Source organism: Rhodococcus sp. NCIMB 12038, assembly GCF_002165735.1.
Taxonomy (GTDB): Bacteria; Actinomycetota; Actinomycetes; order Mycobacteriales; family Mycobacteriaceae; genus Rhodococcus_F.
Genome location: NZ_NHML01000017.1, coordinates 128,827 through 148,194, shown reverse-complemented (window position 1 = coordinate 148,194; position 19,368 = coordinate 128,827). Strand labels below are relative to the sequence as shown.

19 protein-coding genes are annotated in these 19,368 nt (G+C 70.0%); 5 read left to right on the top strand and 14 right to left on the bottom strand.

Annotation, left to right across the window (positions count from 1 at the left end):
- Positions 1 to 94 precede the first annotated feature (94 nt).
- On the top strand, positions 95 to 844 hold the full coding sequence (locus CA951_RS25755) for a hypothetical protein (RefSeq protein WP_087559531.1): 750 nt from the start codon (positions 95 to 97) through the stop codon (positions 842 to 844).
- On the opposite strand, the gene CA951_RS25750 is transcribed toward CA951_RS25755, so the two are convergent.
- On the bottom strand, positions 837 to 1,946 hold the full coding sequence (locus tag CA951_RS25750; protein WP_087559530.1) for a glutamate--cysteine ligase: 1,110 nt from the start codon (positions 1,944 to 1,946) through the stop codon (positions 837 to 839). The genes CA951_RS25755 and CA951_RS25750 overlap by 8 nt on opposite strands.
- A gap of 48 nt (positions 1,947 to 1,994) precedes the next feature.
- Positions 1,995 to 3,545, bottom strand: coding sequence for a carboxylesterase/lipase family protein (locus CA951_RS25745; protein ID WP_087559529.1), 1,551 nt, complete (start codon positions 3,543 to 3,545; stop codon positions 1,995 to 1,997).
- Between the two features lie 132 nt (positions 3,546 to 3,677).
- Between CA951_RS25745 and CA951_RS25740 the strand changes: the two genes are divergently transcribed.
- Positions 3,678 to 4,406, top strand: coding sequence for an ANTAR domain-containing protein (locus CA951_RS25740; RefSeq protein WP_087559528.1), 729 nt, complete (start codon positions 3,678 to 3,680; stop codon positions 4,404 to 4,406).
- A gap of 6 nt (positions 4,407 to 4,412) precedes the next feature.
- Here the strand turns inward: CA951_RS25740 and CA951_RS43520 are convergent, their stop codons facing one another.
- The 12 genes from CA951_RS43520 to CA951_RS25680 all read right to left on the bottom strand — a co-directional run bounded on the left by CA951_RS43520 (position 4,413) and on the right by CA951_RS25680 (position 15,497).
- Positions 4,413 to 4,583: a hypothetical protein gene (locus CA951_RS43520; protein ID WP_179220305.1), complete on the bottom strand. Its 171-nt coding sequence runs from the start codon at positions 4,581 to 4,583 to the stop codon at positions 4,413 to 4,415.
- Between the two features lie 217 nt (positions 4,584 to 4,800).
- Positions 4,801 to 5,766 (bottom strand): TIGR03557 family F420-dependent LLM class oxidoreductase, encoded by a 966-nt coding sequence (locus CA951_RS25730; protein ID WP_087559526.1) that lies wholly within the window; start codon positions 5,764 to 5,766, stop codon positions 4,801 to 4,803.
- A 52-nt stretch (positions 5,767 to 5,818) separates the two neighbouring features.
- A complete protein-coding gene (locus CA951_RS25725) occupies positions 5,819 to 7,378 on the bottom strand; it encodes a ComEC/Rec2 family competence protein (RefSeq protein ID WP_087559525.1) in 1,560 nt (519 codons plus the stop codon).
- Entirely contained in the window at positions 7,378 to 8,241 is an 864-nt protein-coding gene (locus CA951_RS25720) for a ComEA family DNA-binding protein (RefSeq protein WP_087559524.1), read from the bottom strand. The genes CA951_RS25725 and CA951_RS25720 overlap by 1 nt, the downstream gene beginning before the upstream one ends.
- Before the next feature lie 69 nt (positions 8,242 to 8,310).
- Positions 8,311 to 9,177, bottom strand: coding sequence for a DegV family protein (locus tag CA951_RS25715; RefSeq protein ID WP_087559523.1), 867 nt, complete (start codon positions 9,175 to 9,177; stop codon positions 8,311 to 8,313).
- 4 nt (positions 9,178 to 9,181) lie between these two features.
- Positions 9,182 to 9,979 carry a diglucosylglycerate octanoyltransferase gene (octT, locus tag CA951_RS25710; protein WP_087559522.1) on the bottom strand — a complete coding sequence of 266 codons (798 nt, stop codon included), beginning with the start codon at positions 9,977 to 9,979 and terminating at the stop codon, positions 9,182 to 9,184.
- Complete coding sequence (locus tag CA951_RS25705; protein ID WP_087559521.1) at positions 9,966 to 10,625, bottom strand: histidine phosphatase family protein; 660 nt, start codon at positions 10,623 to 10,625, stop codon at positions 9,966 to 9,968. Before CA951_RS25705 ends, octT begins: the two co-directional genes overlap by 14 nt.
- A complete protein-coding gene (rsfS, locus tag CA951_RS25700; protein ID WP_087559520.1) occupies positions 10,622 to 11,068 on the bottom strand; it encodes a ribosome silencing factor in 447 nt (148 codons plus the stop codon). The genes CA951_RS25705 and rsfS overlap by 4 nt, the downstream gene beginning before the upstream one ends.
- Before the next feature lie 34 nt (positions 11,069 to 11,102).
- On the bottom strand, positions 11,103 to 11,798 hold the full coding sequence (gene nadD, locus CA951_RS25695) for a nicotinate-nucleotide adenylyltransferase (protein ID WP_087559519.1): 696 nt from the start codon (positions 11,796 to 11,798) through the stop codon (positions 11,103 to 11,105).
- A gap of 19 nt (positions 11,799 to 11,817) precedes the next feature.
- The gene (locus CA951_RS25690) at positions 11,818 to 13,278 is read right to left on the bottom strand and encodes a VWA domain-containing protein (protein ID WP_087559518.1); all 1,461 of its coding nucleotides are present in this window, start codon (positions 13,276 to 13,278) and stop codon (positions 11,818 to 11,820) included.
- Between the two features lie 10 nt (positions 13,279 to 13,288).
- Positions 13,289 to 14,170 (bottom strand): MoxR family ATPase, encoded by an 882-nt coding sequence (locus tag CA951_RS25685; protein ID WP_072946578.1) that lies wholly within the window; start codon positions 14,168 to 14,170, stop codon positions 13,289 to 13,291.
- Between the two features lie 46 nt (positions 14,171 to 14,216).
- Positions 14,217 to 15,497, bottom strand: a complete 1,281-nt coding sequence (locus CA951_RS25680; protein ID WP_087559612.1) for a glutamate-5-semialdehyde dehydrogenase — start codon at positions 15,495 to 15,497, stop codon at positions 14,217 to 14,219.
- Between the two features lie 140 nt (positions 15,498 to 15,637).
- On the opposite strand from CA951_RS25680, the gene CA951_RS25675 reads away from it, so the two are divergent.
- The 3 genes from CA951_RS25675 to CA951_RS25665 all read left to right on the top strand — a co-directional run bounded on the left by CA951_RS25675 (position 15,638) and on the right by CA951_RS25665 (position 19,324).
- The gene (locus CA951_RS25675; RefSeq protein ID WP_087559517.1) at positions 15,638 to 16,738 is read left to right on the top strand and encodes an NADH:flavin oxidoreductase/NADH oxidase; all 1,101 of its coding nucleotides are present in this window, start codon (positions 15,638 to 15,640) and stop codon (positions 16,736 to 16,738) included.
- Positions 16,739 to 16,981: 243 nt separating this feature from the next.
- Positions 16,982 to 18,448, top strand: a complete 1,467-nt coding sequence (locus CA951_RS25670; protein ID WP_087559516.1) for an MFS transporter — start codon at positions 16,982 to 16,984, stop codon at positions 18,446 to 18,448.
- A 9-nt stretch (positions 18,449 to 18,457) separates the two neighbouring features.
- The gene (locus tag CA951_RS25665) at positions 18,458 to 19,324 is read left to right on the top strand and encodes a ribokinase (RefSeq protein WP_087559515.1); all 867 of its coding nucleotides are present in this window, start codon (positions 18,458 to 18,460) and stop codon (positions 19,322 to 19,324) included.
- Positions 19,325 to 19,368: the final 44 nt, after the last annotated feature.

Genomic DNA, 19,368 nt, shown 5'->3' with positions numbered 1-19,368 from the left:
GGACACGTTCGCCGACACCCCGGAACCGGCCCGGGCACGCCGAACACCGGCGATCCCCGCGCGGCGAGGGCGTCGGCGGTGGACACTCGATGATATGACCGCGGAATCCGAGGTGGACGGCGTCACCCGCGAGGACTTCGCGCACACGATCGACCTCGACGACGACCGCGCGGCAGGGCAACGGTACGAACTGAGTTTCCGCTACACCTGCCGCGACGGGCTGCTTCTGCGGTGGTCGGTACAACTGGTGGCCCGCTGCTCGGTCTCGGGGCACGCCGAAGCCGTGTTCGCCGGTGGCCGATCCGCCCTCGAGCCGGTCCTCGGAGTGGGCACGGCGAACGGCGCCGACGACGACTTCGAGACCGCGTGCGGCGTCTACGAACACCAGTGGCGGTCGCTCCTCGACCCGGCGGGCGGCAGCCCGCGAGCCGACACCGACCAGCGTCACCTGTCCGATGCGCTCAGCCTGTACGGGCGCACGTGGCGCAGCGACTCCGGTCGCGCGGTCGCCGACCGCCTCGCGTCGTTCGCGAATGTCACCGTCCTCGCATTGGGCACCGATCCCGCATTCCAGGTGATGCGCCGGACCGCGGCCCACTATCCCGAACCGGTCGTCCTCGCCGTGTATCAGCCCGAGAGGCAGCGCATCGATCTCAGCCTTGCCGACCCCGCGACCGTGGAGGCGCTGATCGACGACCCCGGTCCGCTGCGCACCGGACCCGACTCCAGCGCGGGCACCCTCCTCGCGGGACCCGGATCCACCGGGCTCCTGCACCCCGGCTACCTCGGCTCCACCACCGCGGCCGGTCTCACCGAGCTGACTCCACCACCACCGCTCAGCTGATCACTTCGCGGGTCAGCAGGTCGACGACCGCCGCCAGGGTGCCGACGCGCGCGAACTCGGCCCGTTGCCGCTCGGCGCCCGTGCCGTCCCGCAACACGGTGTCGAGGCCCGATTCGAGGAAGGCCCGGTCGCTCGCGCCGAGTCCCGGGGCCACGCACTCGTTCAGCAACTCCAGGTGCCTGCGGATCGGCAGGGACCGATCGGTCGCCGGACTCGTGCATTCCCCGTCGAGCCCGTCCCGGGCCGCACGCCACAACTGCGCCCGCAGCAACTCGACCCGCAGCCACGGCACGGAGTGGCCGTCCCTGATCGAGCGCAGCGCCCACCCGACGAGACCCTTCACCACCACCGCGTAGAGCGCCGCGTGCGCCGCGGTCATGGCGACGTCCGCGATCCGGACCTCGATGGTCGGCTGCTTGTCGGAGAGCCGGACGTGCCAGTAGATCATTCCCCGGTCCATGGCAGCGCCGGTCCCGATCATGGCACCGACCGACGACTCGTACTCGTCCGCGGAATCGAAGTGCGGCGGCGGTCCCGCCGACGGCCACCGCGACCACATGATGTGCCGCCAACTGTGGTATCCGGTGTCGTGTCCGCTGTGGAACGGCGAGTTCGCGGCGAGCGCGAGGAGCACCGGGAGCCAGCTGCGCACCTGGTTGCTCACCAGCACACCCACGTCGCGGCTCGGGATGCTCACGTGCACGTGACAGCCGCACGTGGTCACCGTGTCCACGATCGACCCGAAGTGGCGGGCCATCTCCTCGTACCGCGGGCTCGGGGTGATCGCCGGGGGCAATCCCTCGGCGATCAGGGAGGTTCCGCTGGGCACCAGCAGCAGGTCGCGGCCCGCGGCGGCCTTCACCAGCCGGCGTCGCAGGCTGCGCAACTCCTCGTGCAGTTCCTCCCCGGTGTGGCACACGCCCGTCGCCGTCTCGATCTGGCACCGGGCAAGCTCACGCTGGAGCCCGTGAATGTCGTGGCCGGCCTCCGCGACCACGTCGGGTCCGCCGGAGGCGAGGTGACCGGACTCGTCGACGAGGAAGAACTCCTCCTCGACCCCCACACTGAGGTCGCGATCCGATTCCGTTGCTGCAGCGCTCATTCAGCAGGTATCCCCGAGTTCCGCGGAGCCGAAACCGGGCGCCGCCGCTCAGGTGAAGCCGATGACTTCCTCACCCCACGCCCGGCGGAGTTCCCGGTCCGGATCGTCGACGACCGCGTCGGAGCGGCCGATCAGCAGCGTCGTGCGGTCCGCCTCGTCGTACCGCGGCCAGTCGACCTCCGCATCGGTCCCGTCGGGGGTGCCGTCGGTCGCGAACGACAGCCACCGGCGCTGGATCCGCTCCGACACGTGACCGGCGGTGCGGTGCCCACCGAGCTTGAACGTGGGGTCGTGCGGGACGACGCCGAAGTTGCCGAAGACGTAGGGCACCTCGGTGCCGTGAGTGGCACCGATCCGTGCGGCGCGCAGGAAGGGCGTGGCGTAGTCGAAGCGGTACAGCCAGGTGGGCGCGACCCGGCTGTGTGCCTCCGCGATCCACAGCGTCGGCATCCGGAACGCGGCGTCCCGCGAGATCTCCATCGCCGAGCGTTTCTTCGGGTAGTCGGCATACGCGGCGGCCACCTCCTGCTCCTCGTCGGCGGGAAGGTCCGGATGGTCGGCGGCGATCGCCACGAACATCTGATGGACGGCGTCCGGGGTGATCGGCATCAGGGGCGATTTCATCAGCCGGAACATCGACGCCTCGTCCTTGTTCGTCCCGATCAGCAGCGGAATTCGATGCGCGAGGCCTTTGCGGAACGCCGCCACCGGGTAGTGCGGGACCACGTCCCCGTCGACGGTCGGGGCAACAGCCAGGGTGCCGGGGACCCGCGCGGGCACCTGCTGGACGAGTTCGAAGCACGCCTTCGTCAGCACGTCGACGGGCAGGTCGCGGAGACGGCCCGCGTCGGCGGGCGCGATGTCGAGCAGTTCGAGGAACGACTCGGCGATGCTCTCGGCTCGCGCACTGCCGTACACGGACGTCGCAGGCGAACTCTCGGCGATCGCGCGATGGAACAGCCCCTCCGCCTGCGGCGACGTCATCAGCGTGGTGACCGAGCCACCGCCGGCGGACTCCCCGAACAGGGTGACGTCGGCCGGGTCGCCGCCGAACGCCGCGATATTGTCCCGGACCCAGGTCAGGGCCGCGATCTGATCGCGCAGGCCGAGGTTCGTGTCGAACGGGTGCTCGCCGGTCGAGAACGCGGAGAAGTCCAGGAACCCCAGCGCACCGAGCCGATAGTTGAACGCCACCACCACGACGTCGCCGCGCTCCACCAGCCGAGCCGGATCGAACATGCGCTGCCCGGACGAACCCAGGTAATAGGCCCCACCGTGGATCCACACCATCACCGGCCGTGCTTGCCCCGCATCCGCCGCCGGCGCGAAGACGTTCAGGGTGAGGCAGTCCTCGTCGATGCTCAGACCGGGATCGATGGGCAGCGGCCCGTGCTCGTTCTGCGGCGCGATCGGACCGAACCGGGAACAGTCGCGCACCCCGTCGAAAGGTTCGGGCGCGCGCGGCGCGCGGAGCCGCCACTCGCCGACCGGGGGCGCGGCGTAGGGGATGCCCTTCCACGACAGAACGCCGCCCGCGTGGACGCCTCGCAGCATGCCCTGGTCGACGGACACGAGTGGGTTCTCGGTGTGCGAAACCATGCGGCCATCTTCACCCGGGCCGGCCGCACCCGGAGTCCGTTCGTGAATTCTTCCGGCTCGGAGCGGCGACGACCGCCCGCTCTGGCAGACTGAATCAGTGAGCGGGCCCATGCCCGCACGCTGGAGGAACCGATGCGAGACACAGTGCCCGATACGACGCGCTCGCAGGCTGTCGGCAAGTCTGCCGTGACGTTCGCGACACTCGCCGACCTTCTCTACGCGGGCCAGGATTTCGGGCAGGTCCACCAAGCCATCTGCGATGCCGCGCCGCTACTCGTCGAGGGCTGTCAGCACGCGAGCCTGATGCTCCGGCAGGGGTCCGGCTATGTGACGGTGGCGGCCAGCGACGACGTCGCCGCCCGCGTCGACGAGTTCGAGCGCGTCGAGAACGAGGGTCCGTGCGTCGACGCCATCGTCAGCGACACCCCCCAGTTCGACACGGACCTGTCCACGTCGTCGCAATGGCCGCGGCTCTCGCGGCGGGTGCTGGCCGAGACACCGGTGCGCGGGGCGGCCGGCTTCCGCCTCGTCATCCTGGGACGCAAGGTCGGCGCGCTCGATCTGTTCTCCGACACGCCGGGAGCCCTGAACACCACGTCGGTCGAGCAGGGCATCATGCTCGCGTCGTTCGCGGCGGTGGCACTGGCGGCGGTGCACGAGCACCTCGAGGCCGAGACGCTGCGGGCCGGCCTCGTGAGCAACCGTGAGATCGGCAAGGCAGTGGGGCTGCTGATGGCGTTCCACAACATTCCCGAGACCCAGGCGATGGAGATTCTCCGCACCACCTCACAGGAGATGAACATCAAACTGGCGACGGTGGCACAGGAAATCGTCGCGCACCATCATCGGAAGTTGACCTGACCGCTGTCAGTCCGGCCCCGGCGAATCGGGGTTACCCGCGATACCGAGCATGGACAGAAGCATGCGGCAGTCTTCGGCGTCGAGTGACTGAGCAGCGACGACCCGCTGCGCTCTCCACACCTGTCCGGCGTCGAGTTCGTCGTCCACGTCGAGATCCGTCCGCTCCGATTCCGACATCTCGCCCTCCAACGCGGGTGTGTTCCAAGACCGTTCGCCCTCGACATCTGCCACCGGATGGTAGTCGGTGTTCGGGTGTCTCATATGCACATCGGGAATCGAATTCGAAACGATACAGAAATCGCCCCTGCCCGGTCCGGAGAGCGCGCCGCCGGCCGCCCTCTCACCCATCCTTCAACGGAAGCTGGTCACGAAAGTGGCTGTACTGCAACGGGTGTCACGCCGGCGTCAGCGCCCGCAGCGGCTCGCTCAGCTCGTCGGCGAAGAACGCGAAGAACCCGTCCACGTCCGGTCCCGCGTTGATCAGCGCCAGACGATCGAACCCGGCATCGACGAACGGGCCCGCCACCTCGAGGTGCCGCCGGACGTCCGGCCCGCACGCCATCGCATTCCGGACGTCCTCGGTGCGGACCGACGACGACGCGGCCTCGAAGTTGATCGGATTCGGCAGTTCCGCCTGAACCTTCCATCCGGTCAACCCGAACCGGAACAATCGGTGCGCCGACTCGACTGCGGATTCCTCGTCGGGCGCCCACGCGAGGGGCACTTCCCCGTATTTCGGGCCCGACCCACCGGCCGCGGTGTAGGCCTGCACCAGATCCGGGTCGGGTTCGGTCGCGAAGAGTCCGTCACCGAGTTCCGCGGCGATGTCGGCGGCCTGCGTGCCGCCTGCCGCGACCGCGATCGCCGGGGGCACATCGGGGAGATCGAAGACGCGTGCGTCGTCGAGGGTGAGGTGCTTGCCCTCGTAGGAGTGGTAGCCGCCCGACCACAGCAGGCGGATGATGTCGATCGCCTCACGCAGCATCTGGTGCCGGACGGTCACCGACGGCCAGCCACCGCCGACGACATGTTCGTTCAGCCGTTCCCCCGAGCCGAGGCCCAGGGTGAACCGGCCGTCGCTGAGGACGGCGGTCGTGGCCGCGGCCTGCGCGACGATCGCGGGGTGGTACCGAACGAACGGGCAGGTGACACCGGTGGCGAGACCGATCCGCTCGGTCCGCGCCGCGGCGGCAGCGAGCATCGACCACACGAATCCCGAGTGACCGTGACTGTAGAGCCAGGGGTGGTAGTGATCGCTCACCTCGACGAAGTCGAAGCCGGCCCGCTCGGCCTCCACCGCCTGCCGCACGATCTCCCGCGGATCGAACGTCTCGGCCATCAGCTTGAACCCCACCTGCATGTCGTCGTCCCTTCCCTCGCGTTCTGCGACGGTTTCCCGGATTCGGGCGCATTCACACAAGGCGACCCAGCCACGGCGGCCAGATCGGCGCCCACAGCACCAGCACCCCGATCGCGATTCCCACCATTACCAGCCGGGTTCCGGGGCTGCGCAGCGCCGCACCTATCGCCAGCACGGCACCGAGGACGAGGACCGCACCGGCGGGCCCCGCGGGCACCGGAACGGAAGCGCCGGGGATCCGCGCGCCCCGCTCGGCCACGGTCACCAGCCACCACAGCGGCCACTGGGTCAGGCGCACCACCACTCCCGCGACGGGCACGCTGAGGCCGGCGATCAGCGCGGTGATCGCGCCCGTCACGGTGATCACTCCGATCACGGGTGCCACCAGGATGTTCGCGCAGATCGACACCAGGCTCACGGTGCCTGCCATCGCGGCCACGATCGGCGCCGTCACGGCGAACGCGGCGACGGACACCGCCACCGCTTCCGCCACCGCCCGTGGCCACCCGCGGTCCACCAGCGCGTCGACCCACACGGGCGCGATCACGATCAACCCGGCGGTGGCCGTCGCGGAGAGAACGAAACCGAAGTTCACCGCCAGTTCCGGCGCCCACACCAACAGGGCCATCACGCCCGCCGCCAGCGCGGGCATCGCCTGTTTCCGCCGTCCCGTGACGAGCGCCAGCAGGGCGACCGAGCCCATCGCGGCGGCACGCAGCACGCTGGGTGACGGTCGCGCGACCACCACGAACGCGATCAGTGCGGCGGCGGCCAGCGCCGCGCCTGCCCGCGGGCCAAGCCCCACCCCTCGGACCAGGAGCAGCACCGCACCCAGCAGGATGCTGACGTTCGCCCCCGACACCGCCGTGAGATGTGTCAGTCCGGTCGCGGTGAAGTCGTCCTTCACCTCCCGGGACAGCGCCGAGGTGTCGCCCACCACCAGCCCCGGCAGCAGTCCGGCCTCGTCGGCGGGCAGGACCGCGGCGGCCGCGGCGAACCGGCTGCGCAGGGCTCCGGCCCACCGCTGGTGCACAGGCGCGGGACCGACCTCCGCCGGCGGTCCGGACACCCGGACCGTCGCCAGACTCAGGTCCCGGTGCCGCGGTGGGCTCAGCTGCCCGCGCAGCAGCACGTCCTGCCCCGGCAGGAGCCCGAGCCATCCGTCCGCCGGGGCGAGGAGGACCACCGCACCGCCCGCGTGGATCGTCTCACCGGCGCGGCGGATCTCGACGACGTTCGCGTTCACGAGGACCTGCCGTCCGAAGCCGGCGATCTCCCTGGGGTCGTCGACCGGGGTGACGACGAGCGTCACCCACGTCTCGTTCCGGGCGAGTTCGGTCATCGGGTGCTGTTCCACGGCCTGAACCCGCCAGGCCACCCCTGCAGTGCAGCACGATCCGAACAGCAGTAGCGCGAGCGTTCCGGCCGTCCATCGCCGCGGAGACCGCAGCGCGCAGCCGGCGGCGAGAAGGACGGCCGCCCCGGACAGGGTCGCCAAGAGCATCCATGCCGCGCGGGAGCCTCCGAGGATGCCGATCAGCGTTGCCGCCCAGCAGATCCCGGCGAACGGGAGCAGCCGGAGGTCGAGGAGCCGCGGCTCGCTCTCGGGCATCAGAGGGTGACCTGGGCGCGCAGCTTCTCCAGCCGCACCGGCCCGATCCCGTCCACCTCCCCCAGTTGTGCGATGTCGGTGAACTTGCCGTTCGTCGTGCGCCACGCCACGATCGCAGCCGCCGTGACGGGTCCGACACCGGGAAGCGCGTCGAGTTCCGTCTCCGTCGCCGTGTTGAGGTTCACCAGTCCACCGGCCGCAGGGGTCGCCGCACCCGCGGTTCCCGGCGATCCCGTGGAGGTGCCGCCCACCGCACTCGGTGGCGCCTGGGTGGTCGCGGCGCCCACGAGCACCTGATCGCCGTCCGAAAGTTGTTGCGCCAGATTCAATCCGAGGGTGTCACCACCGGCGCGCACTCCCCCGGCGGCGGCGAGCGCGTCCGCCACCCGGGCGCCCGGTGGCAGCCGGACGAGGCCTGCCGAGGTCACGAGCCCCACCACGCTCACGACGATCTCCTCCGCCGGTGCGGGTGCAGGCGCCGCGGCGGCTGGAGTTGTCGGTTCCGGCGCCGGATTCAGGGAATGAACACCCGCTGTGGGCAGTGACGGAACGGCCTGCGTCGCCGGCCGATCGCTGCGCACCGCCAGCACGGTGGCCGCGGCGACGACGATTCCCACCACGATCAGCACGATCGCCCCGTACCGCCCGGGGTCGAATCGTGCGTCCCGCCACCGGTCGGGCAGCGAGAAGCAGACTCGGCGCCGGGCGGCGGACCACGTCTCGTCGCCGTCGAGGCCGGCCTCATCCGGCTCGGCCAGCCAGTCCGGCGCCGCCGGAGTGTCGGGCGGCAGCACGTCGCGTTCCCCCGACGTCAGGAACGCGAGCCGGGTCCGGCCCCTCGAACGTTCTTCCCTGATGCCCATGGACGCGACGTTAGAGTGCGGCGCCCCCAGGATCGCCGCGCCGACCCGGCATTCGAATCGGCCTGTGGATCAGTGCGAAGTTGTGGATGAATCGTGATTTTCGTCCTGCAGTGCGGGTTCCGGGCACAGCACGATGCCGATGGCGCCTGCCCCGACGTGGGCACCGATCACCGAGCTGAAATCGGTGACGACGAGATCGCTGACCTGCGGGATCCGGTCCTTCAGTTGCTGCGCCACCGCCTCGGCGCGCTGCCGGGCGTGCATGTGATGCACAGCGACAGCCGTCCTGTCCAGACCGGCCTGCTCCACCGCGGCATCGACCATCCTGGCCATGGCCTTGGTCGAGGTCCGCGTCTTCTCCTTCAGCACCAGTCTGCCGTCCACGAGATGCAGCACCGGCTTCATCGCCAGTGCGGTGCCGAGCAGTGCGGCGGCGGTGCCGATCCGCCCTCCGCGGCGCAACTGGTCGAGCCGGTCGACGACGATCAGGCAGCGCCCGCGGCTCGCGACGTCCACCGCCCGCCGGTACACCGCCTCGAGGTTCGCACCGTCTTTCGCGGCCCGCGCCGCCTCGAGGACCGGGTACCCCAATCCCATTCCGGCGGACTGGGAGTCGACGATCCGCACGCGGCCGTCGAACTCCTGCGCCGCCTGACGGCCCGCCTCCCACGTGCCGGACAGCTGCCGCGAGATGTGCACCGCGAGAACGCCTGCACCCTCACTCAGTTCCAGCGCTTCGGCGTAGGCCTCGGACAGCTCGCTGGGCGATGCGCCCGACGTGGTGACGCCGGCGAGATCCTCGGGGACCTCGTCGATCCCCTCCCGGAAGTCCCGGCCGCCGCTGAGGACGTGGAGCGGGACCACCCGGATCCCGTACTGCTCGAGGTGCTCGGGCAGGATCGATGCCGAAGAATCGGTGACGACGACGACGGGCATCGGACTACTCGGCTCCGCTCGACACGGGGTCGGCCGGAACCGCGCCCTCGGCGGAGTCCGGCACGACGGCCGCCGCGCGGATCGCGGTCAGCATCGCCGCGGCCACCTCGGTGTGTCCGTCCCAGCCCCAGTGGATGCCGTCCGGGTTGCCCTGATCACTGAAGACGTTGGCGCGCACCGCCTCCGCGAGGTCGACGAGGGGCACGTTCTTCTCCTCCGACCACGTGGTGATTGCCGCGACGGCACCGGGACGACCCGCGTGGACCTTGCCGTAGGCCTCGCTGCGGTGCACCGACGGCAGGGTTCCGATGACCGGCAATTCGGGGCGCATGTACTCGAGCGCCGCCCGTGAGCTCTCCAGGTATTCGACACTCAGCCGCGGCGGCAACGCCACCGGCCACCCCAGCGGGGCGAGCCGGGGCTGAAGCCACTGGTAGCCGCTCCGCACGACGCGTCGCAGCGCAGGCGGGCGGACGTAGCGCAATTGCTCCCGCAACGCCGTCGGGAGCGGGGACGGCAGCGAATCCATGCCGCCGACGGCGAACACCACGGCGCCGGCGCGGGGAACCGCGGACCACACCCGTGGGTCCTGGGTCAGCGCCCACCACACGTCGCGACTGGTCCAGCCGATCCGCGCCACCAGCTCGATATCCCAGCCGAGTTGGCGGGCAACGATATTGGGCCAGATGTCGGGGTGGTCGGACGGGAGACCGCCCTTGGGTCCGTAGTACGACAGCGAGTCGGCGAGCACGAGCAGGACGGGGCGTTCCCCGGAACCGGCATCCATCTCAGAGGACGTCACTGGCCACACTCGCGGAAGCGTTCCACACGTCGAGCCGCCAGCTGAGCGAATCGGGGTTCCCGTACGCACTCAGCTGCACCCAGCTGGTGTTGCCCAGCCCGCCCAGCACCGGCCAGCGGTCGACGGGCAGATCCAGCAGAGCGGCGGTCAGCGCGGCGATCAATCCGCCGTGAGCAACCAGGACCACCGGCTTCTCGGCCCAGTCCTCGTGCTTCTCGACCAGTTCCGCGACCACCGGCTTGCTGCGGCGGGCGACGTCGAGGCGACTCTCGCCGCCGGGCGGTGCCCACGTCGCGTCGCCGCGCCATGCGGCGCGGGCGCCGGGTGCGCGCGCGTCGACGTCGAGGTGGGTGAGCCCCTGCCAGTCGCCGAGATGCGTCTCACGGAGGCGTTCGTCGATCTGCACCGGCAGTCCGGCGTTGTCGCCGACCTCCACGGCGGTGTCGTAGGCCCGCCGCAGATCGGAGGACACGATGGAGATCGGTCGGCGACCGACGAGCGCGGTGGCGGCGGCGCGCGCCTGCGACCGCCCCAGCTCCGACAGTTCGGTGTCGAGCTGGCCCTGCATGCGGTTGTCGGCGTTGTACTCGGTCTGTCCGTGGCGGAGCAGTATCAGCCGCCGCGGGGCACGGGGAGCATCCGTCACAGCTCGGACTCCCCAGTCTCTGCGGCGCCCGCACCGGCAGCCTCGGGGGCGCCCGCACCGTTCGCGCCGGCCGGGCCGTGCTGGCCGATACCCTCCACCGGCACGGCCGGGCAGTCCTTCCACAGCCGGTCGAGGGCGTAGAAGTTGCGTTCCTCGTTGTGCTGGACGTGGATGACGACGTCCACGAAATCGAGCAGTGCCCAACGGCCTTCGCGGGTGCCCTCGCGCCGCACCGGCTTGTGACCTGCCTCACGCAGCCGATCCTCGATGTTCTCGACGATCGCGTTCACCTGGCGCTCGTTGGGGGCGGAGGCGATGACGAAGCAGTCGGTGATGACCAGCTGCTCGGAAACATCGAGCACCACCACATCGGAGGCCAGCTTCTCGTCGGCAGCCACTGCCGCGATGCGTGCCATCTCGATGGCTTCGGTCGTTGCGCTCACGCGATGTTCTCCCAGTTCGTTCGGAAAGTGCTGTCTAACTCTTGGTCTTGTCCGGGGCCGGTTCGGACATCGTCGTCGCGCCGTCGAGGCGCTCGGAGTCCGGTGGCCGGTACAGGTTCCGTTTGGAGATGTACTGGACCACACCGTCCGGCACGAGGTACCACACAGGACGATGGCGACTGGCGCGCCGCCGACATTCCGTCGAGGAGATCGCCAGAGCCGGGATCTCGATCAGCGTGACCGCGTCCTCCGGCAACGCATCCAGGTGCCCGGCCAGATGTTCGGTGTTGAGATCGAATCCCGGACGCGACACCCCGACGAACTTCGCCAGCGAGAACAGTTCCTCCCAGTCCTGCCAGGACAGGATACTCGCCAGGGCGTCCGCACCGGTAATGAAGTACAGCTCGGCGTTCGGGTGGTAGCTGCGCAGATCCCGCAGGGTGTCGACGGTGTAGGTGACCTTCTCGCGGTCGACGTCCACCCGGCTGACCGAGAACCGCGGGTTCGACGCGGTGGCGATGACCGTCATCAGGTACCGGTCCTCGGCCGGGCTGACGCCCTTGCCCTGCTTCTGCCACGGCCTGCCGGTGGGTACGAAGACCACCTCGTCGAGGCTGAATCGGTCGGCCACCTCGCTGGCGGCCACCAGGTGACCGTGATGAATGGGGTCGAAGGTGCCGCCCATGACTCCCAGGCGGCGCCGACGCGCGCCCGTTGTTCCCTGTTCCACGAGTGTCGAGCTTACGTGTTCACACCGGCAGCAATCCGGCGACCACCGACGCCAGCTGCTGAGCGGATCGGCATTCGTGCATGCTGATGACCTCGTTGTACACCTTGGCCGCCGAGTCGCCCGATCCCCACTGGCCGCGGGGCTCGGGGTTGAGCCAGTGCGCGTGCTTCGCCACCGACACGAGTCGGGCGAGTGCCTCCAGGTTCGGGTCGCGGTAGTTGTTGCGACCGTCGCCGAGCACCAGCAGGGACGTGCGGGACGTGATGCTCTGGGTGAACCGCTCGGCGAACACCCCGAACGCGTTGCCGTAGTCGGAGTGCCCGTCGTAGCCGACCAGGTCGGCTTCCCGGATCATCCGCGACATGGCGCTGCCGAGGTCGGCTCCCGCGTCGAAGAAGCGGGTGACCTCGTCGGTGGTGTCGATGAACGCGAACACCCGCACCCGGGAGAACTGTTCGCGCAGAGCGTGGACGAGCAGCAGCGTGAAGTGGCTGAATCCCGCGACCGAACCCGACACGTCGCACATCACGACGAGTTCGGGGCGGGCCCGCCGGGGTTTGCGCTGGACGAGGTCGATGGGCACGCCGCCGGTGGACATCGACTTGCGCAGGGTCCGGCGCAGGTCGATCGAACCGGCACTCGCCCGGCTGCGTCGCACGGCCAGGCGGCTGGCGAGCAGCCTCGCCAGCGGGGTGACGTTGCGTTTCAGCGCGGTCAGCTCGGCGTCCGAGGCGCGCAGGAAGTCGACTTCCTCGGCCAGTCGGGGGACGCCGTACGACGCCACCCGTTCCTTGCCGAGGTTCTCGGCCGACCGGCGCCGTGTCTCCTTCTCGATCATCTTGCGGAAGTCGGCGATCCGCTGGGCGGCGGTGCGCTTGGCCACCTCGGATTCGTAGCTCTCCGTCGTCCGGGCCCCGGTGTCCTGCTGATTGCCGAGGAGTCCGTCGAGGATCTTCTTCAGCAGAGTTTCCGGTGCGACGTCCCGCAGCGCCTGGTAGGCGGAGAACGACGGGCCGTTCGCCGACTGGTACTGCCCCAGTTCCTCGACCATCTGCGCGGTCAGCAACTCGGTGAGCTCGATCGCCTCCGGCGACCCGTCGGTGAGCAGGTCGACGATCAGCTCGCGCAGCGCCTCGTAGTCGATGTCACCCTTCGCGTTCCGCGGCAGGCTCGTGTCGATCGCCCCGGCCGCCCGGTTCCCGACCGCCGCCGGGAACCAGAGTTCGAACAACGCGTCGAAGGTGGGCCGGTGGGTGGGCCGCCGCAGCAACGCGCACGCCAGGCCCTCCCGCAGGGATTCGCGGTCCAGCAGGTCGAGGACCGACATCACCTGTCCGGCGTCGACCGTCTCGGACGGTCCGACCGTGATCCCGCGCCGCCGTAGCGCTTCGACGAAGTCGACGAGATGCCCCGGCAGCCCGTTTGGCGCCGCGCGACCGCCCGGCTTCGACCGGGACGCGAGGGGACCACCAGCAGCCATGGGAAGTCCTTCAGTTCAGTCGCAGCTCGGCAGCGGCCCGCAGCTGGTCGGATTGGTGTTTGAGAACGACACCCAGCGTCGCGCGCACGGCGTCGTCGTCGAGGGTGTCGAGCCCGAGCGCCAGCAGCGTGCGACCCCAGTCGATGGTCTCGGCCACCGACGGCAGCTTCTTCAGCTGCATGCCGCGCAGCACACGGATCGTCTTGACCAGCTGCTCGGCCACCGCCTCGGGCAGTTCCGGCACCCGGCTCGCGAGGATCCTCCGCTCGAGTTCGGCGTCGGGGAAGTCGAGATGCAGGAACAGGCAGCGGCGCTTGAGCGCCTCCGACAGTTCGCGGGTGGCGTTCGAGGTGAGGACGACGAACGGCTTGCGCGTGGCGGTGATGGTGCCCAGTTCGGGGACGGTGACCGCGAAATCGCTGAGTACCTCGAGGAGCAGGCCCTCGATCTCGACGTCGGCCTTGTCGGTCTCGTCGATCAGCAGCACCGTCGGGTCTTCGCGCCGGATGGCGGTCAGCAGCGGCCGCGACAGCAGGAACTCCTCGGAGAAGACGTCCGCCTTGGTGGCGTCCCAGCTGTGGTCGCTGCCCGCCTGGATGCGCAGGATCTGCTTCGCGTGATTCCACTCGTACAGGGCGCGGGCCTCGTCGACGCCCTCGTAGCACTGCAACCGCACCAGTTCGGCGCCGGTGGTCTCGGCGACGGCGCGGGCGAGTTCGGTCTTGCCGACTCCGGCGGGACCCTCGATGAGCAGGGGCTTTCCGAGCCGGTCGGCGAGGAACACCGCGGTCGCGGTGCCCTTGTCGGACAGGTAACCGGTTTCGGCGAGCCGAGCGATGACGTCGTCGACGCTGGCGAAGAACGGCTTCGTGGTGGGCAGTGCGCGGTCCACGCTCGCTCCTTTCAGAGGGGCTTGAGGAAGGGAGTCCGGCGGGGGTCTAGACCGGGCGCGTGTGCCCGTCTCCCCACACGATCCACTTGGTGGAGGTCAGTTCGGGCAGCCCCATCGGGCCGCGGGCGTGCAGTTTCTGCGTGGAGATCCCGATCTCGGCGCCGAATCCGAACTGCTCACCGTCGGTGAAGGCGGTGGAGGCGTTGACCATGACGGCGGCGGCGTCGACCCGGGCGGTGAACTCGCGGGCGGCCGCGAGGTCGGACGTCACGATGGCCTCGGTGTGGCCGGTGCCGTAGCGGTCGATGTGCTCGACCGCGGCGTTCAGGTCGTCGACGACCTTGAGAGCCACGTCGAGCGTGAGGTACTCCTCGGACCAGTCCGACTCCGTCGCGGGCACCAGCCCGGGCAGGTCCCCGTGCACGGTCACACTGTGCATCTGCAGGGCCTGCAGCAGCTTCGGCACCGCCGTCTCGGCGATCGCGGCGTCGACCAGCACGGTCTCCGCGGTGTTGCAGACACTCGGCCGCCGCGTCTTGGAATTGAGCAGGATCCGTTCGGCCATCTCCAGGTCGGCCGCCGCGTGGACGTAGACGTGGCAGTTGCCGACGCCCGTCTCGATCGTCGGAACAGTCGCGTCGCGCACCACGGCGCTGATCAGGCCGGCCCCGCCGCGAGGAATCACGACGTCCACCAGCCCGCGGGCCTGGATCAGGTGCGTCACGCTGGAGCGGTCCTCGCTCGGCAGTAACTGCACCGCGTCTTCCGGCAACTGCTGCGCGGCCAGTGCCGCCCGCAGCGCCACGACCAGCGCCGCATTCGACTTCGCCGCGGACGAGGAGCCGCGCAGCAGGGCCGCGTTGCCCGACTTCAGGGCCAGCCCGAACGCGTCGACGGTGACGTTGGGCCTGGCCTCGTACACCATGCCCACCACGCCGAGCGGAACCCGCAGCTGACGCAGTTCGAGACCGTTCGGGAGCGTGGAGCCCCGCACCACCTCACCGACCGGGTCGGGCAGGCCGGCCACCTGACGCAGGCCGGACGCGATGCCCTCGACCCGTTCCGCGGTCAGCCGCAGCCGGTCGAGCAGGGAGTCCTCGGTGCCCGACGCCTTCGCCGCCTCGATGTCGGCGGCGTTGGCGGCGAGGATGTCGGTGGACGCGGCGAGCACGGCGTCGGCCGCCGCGTGGAGCGCCGCATCCTTCTGCGCGGTGGTGAGCAGCGCGAGGACCCGCGACGCGGTGCGGGCGCGACGGGCCGCTGCGTGGACGGCTTCACGGGTATCCACCGTGGCACCGGCCGACGAGGTGGAAGTCACTGCAGTCATGAACACAGCCTATATACAGGGCCGGATACCCCGCGGAGCGGGAAGGACCCTGCCACCGCGCGGAGCGGGAAGGGCGGGAATGATTTCATCCCCCGGACGGGTTGCGACTGGTCGAGACCATCAGAGGTAGGAGTGCTGCAGTGAGCGTGTTGTTCGAACCCATCACCTTCCGCGGAGTCACCGTCCCCAATCGAGTGTGGATGGCGCCGATGTGCCAGTACTCGGCCGACGTGACCGGCAGCGACGTGGGGGTGCCGAACGACTGGCACCGGACGCACCTCGTGACGCGGGCCATCGGCGGTGCGGGCCTGATCCTCACCGAGGCGACGGCCGTCAGCCCGGAGGGCCGCATCAGCCCGGCCGACCTCGGCCTCTGGAATGACACCCAGACCGAGGCCTTCGCGCAGATCAACGCGCAGCTCGAGGACTTCGGCGCGGTACCCGGCATCCAGCTCGGGCACGCCGGGCGCAAGGGGTCCGCGCACGTCCCGTGGCGCGGCGGGGGCAGCCTCGACGACGCCGATCGGTTGGCGTGGCGGACGGTGGCGCCGAGCGCGATCGGTTTCGGCGACCACACCCTGCCCGCGGCGGCGACGGCGGAGGACATCCGGAAGGTGGTCGCGGATTTCGCCGCCGCCGCCGAGCGGGCGTCGCGCGCAGGCTTCAAGGTGGTGGAAATTCATGCGGCACACGGCTATCTGCTGCACCAGTTCCTCTCGCCGGTCAGTAATCACCGCACCGACGAGTACGGCGGCAGCTTCGCGGGCCGCATCCGTCTCCTGCTGGAGGTCGTCGAGGCGGTGCGCGGCGTGTGGCCGGCCGAACTGCCGGTCTTCGTCCGGGTGTCGGCCACCGACTGGCTGTCCGAGGAGCCCGGGCTCGACGCGGACAGCTGGACGCCGGACCAGACCGTCGCCCTCGTGCAGACGCTCGCCGATCTGGGCGTCGACCTCGTCGACGTCTCCAGCGGCGGCGTCGCGTCCGCGCGGATCCCGGTCGGCCCCGGCTACCAGGTCCCGTTCGCCCGCCGCATCCAGAACGAGACCCTGCTCCCCGCCGCCGCGGTGGGGCTCATCACCGAACCGGAGCAGGCCGAGCAGATCGTGGAGTCGGGAGAGGCCGTCGCCGTGTTCCTCGGACGTGAACTGCTGCGCGACCCGTACTGGCCGCGGAAAGCGGCACGCACATTGAATGCCCAGGTGACACCGCAGATTCCGGCGCAATACGCCCGCGCGTTCTGAGTCTCGGGCCGACAAGTCCCCACATCCTTTGCTACGGTAATCGCTCTTACAGCTGGTAGTCCCGCACCCCGGACGGTGGAGCGGGACCGACCGACGAGCCAGAGCCGATCGGCGGGGGCCGCATCGCGCCGAAGGGCCGTGGGTTGCCGAACCCGACCAGCAATCGCCGTGCGGGCGACGAAAAGATGCGTGCATCAGGTACGTGCCCCGTGCGGGTGATAACTGCGCTGGGGAGCGCAAGACATGAATGCACCAGATCACTCGATCACGTCGGCCGAGGTGGCCGAATCGCCTGATGTCACGGTCACCGACGAAGCCTCCGTCAAACGCGCCGTCAAGGCCACCATGCTCGGTAACGCCATGGAGTGGTTCGACTTCGGCGTGTACGCCTACCTGGCGACCACGATCGGCAAGGTCTTCTTTCCCGAGGCCAGCGGCACCGCACAGCTGCTGTCGACGTTCGCGATCTTCGCCGCGGCCTTCGTCGTCCGCCCCCTCGGTGGACTGTTCTTCGGTCCGCTCGGCGACCGGATCGGCCGCAAGAAGGTGCTCGCCACCACGATCATCCTGATGGCGGGCAGCACGTTCGCCATCGGCCTGATCCCGAGTTACGGATCCATCGGGCTCGCGGCACCGATCCTGCTGGTGCTGTTCCGGCTCGTGCAGGGATTCTCCACGGGCGGCGAGTACGGCGGCGCGAGCACGTTCGTCGCCGAGTACGCACCGGACAAGCGCCGCGGGTTCTTCGCGAGCTTCCTGGAATTCGGCACCCTCGCCGGGTATGTGGCGGCCGCGGGACTGGTCACCATCATCAGCACCGTGGTGAGCGCCGACGCCCTGGTCGACTGGGCGTGGCGGATTCCGTTCCTGCTCGCCGGTCCGCTGGGGCTGATCGGCCTGTACCTGCGGTTGCGACTCGAGGAGACGCCCGCGTTCCAGCAGATGGAGCAGGCCGAAGAGCGTTCGCTCGCAGACGAATCCACCGGACGCAAGCTGCGCGAGACGCTGGTGGAGAACTGGCGTCCGCTGGTGCTGTGCGTGATCCTGGTCGCCACCTACAACATCGCCCACTACGGTCTGCTCAGCTACATGCCGACGTACCTGTCGAACACGCTCGGCTACGACGAATCGCACGGTCTCGTCCTCATGATCATCGTGATGCTCATCATGATGGTGGCGATCAGCTTCGTCGGAAAACTGTCCGACCGGGTCGGTCGTAAACCGTTGCTGCTGGCCGGTTTCGTCGGGTTCTTCGCGTTGTCGCTGCCGGCGTACCTGCTGATCGGGGTCGGCCACTACGTCACCGTCTTCCTCGGCCTGGCGATGCTCGGCGGTCTGCTGCTGCTGTTCGTCGGCGTGTTCCCGTCGGTCCTTCCCGCGCTGTTCCCGACCGGGATCCGCTACGGCGGCCTGGCGATCGGATACAACCTCGCGGTGTCGATCTTCGGTGGCACCACTCCCCTGGTGCTCACGGCGCTGCAGGACGCGACGGGCAGCGACCTCGTCGCGCCGATGTACATGATGGGTGCGGCGGTCGTCGGCGGGATCGCGGTGCTCCTCATCTCGGAGACCGCCCGCAAGCCCCTCGAGGGTTCACCGCCCGCCGTGTCCACGGACGCCGAGGCCCGGCGCATCCTGAAGCGCCTCCGCCGCAAGGGCGAGGCATCCGCCGCGTCCGCGCAGGAGACGGCGGCCGCCGACGCGGGCTAGTCTCGGGATATGTCCGCTCCCAGGGTCGCCGTGGTCGGCAGCGTCAACATGGATCTACTGACGGCGACCGAGCGGTTGCCGGGGCCCGGAGAGACGATCCTGGGCAGCGCCTTCGCCGCCACCCCCGGCGGCAAGGGCGCCAACCAGGCGATCGCCGCGGCGCGGGCGGGCGGGGCCGTGACGTTCATCGGGGCGGTCGGCTCCGACGTGTTCGCCCTCGACCTGCGGCAGGCCCTCGTCGACGCCGAGGTCGACACCCGGTACCTGCGGGAGGTCGACGGGCCGAGCGGGATCGCGGCGATCACCGTCGACGCCGCGGGCGAGAACAGCATCGTCGTGGTCCCGGGCGCCAACAGCACCGTGATGGATCTGACTCCCGCCGAACTCGCGACGGTCGCGGACGCCGACGTCCTGCTCTGCCAACTCGAGATACCTCTGGGCACCGTGGTGGCCGCGGCGGCACACGCCGCGGCCCACGGCACCGTCGTGATGGTGAATCCGTCACCGGTGCAGCCACTTCCGCCCGAGCTCGTAGAGCTGATCGACGTGCTGCTGGTGAACGAGACCGAGGCCGCGCAACTCGGCGCCGAGGTCACCGGCGCCGTCTCCCACGTCGTCACCACACTGGGGTCGTCCGGCGCAGACTACGCGAGCCGCGACGGCACCGTGCTCCACGCAGACTCCCCGGCGGTCGAGGTGGTCGACACGACCGGCGCGGGCGACGCCTTCGCGGGCGCCCTCAGCGTGTCGTGGCGCGGCGGCCCCGTTGCCGCCGTCCCGTTCGCGTGCACGGCGGGCGCACTCGCGACCACCCGCCGCGGCGCCTCCACGTCCTCGCCCACCCTCGCCGAGATCGAGGCAGCACTTCCCGGCTGAGCACCCAGGCGCTCGCCTGGATCCTTCGTGTCACCCCGGTCGTG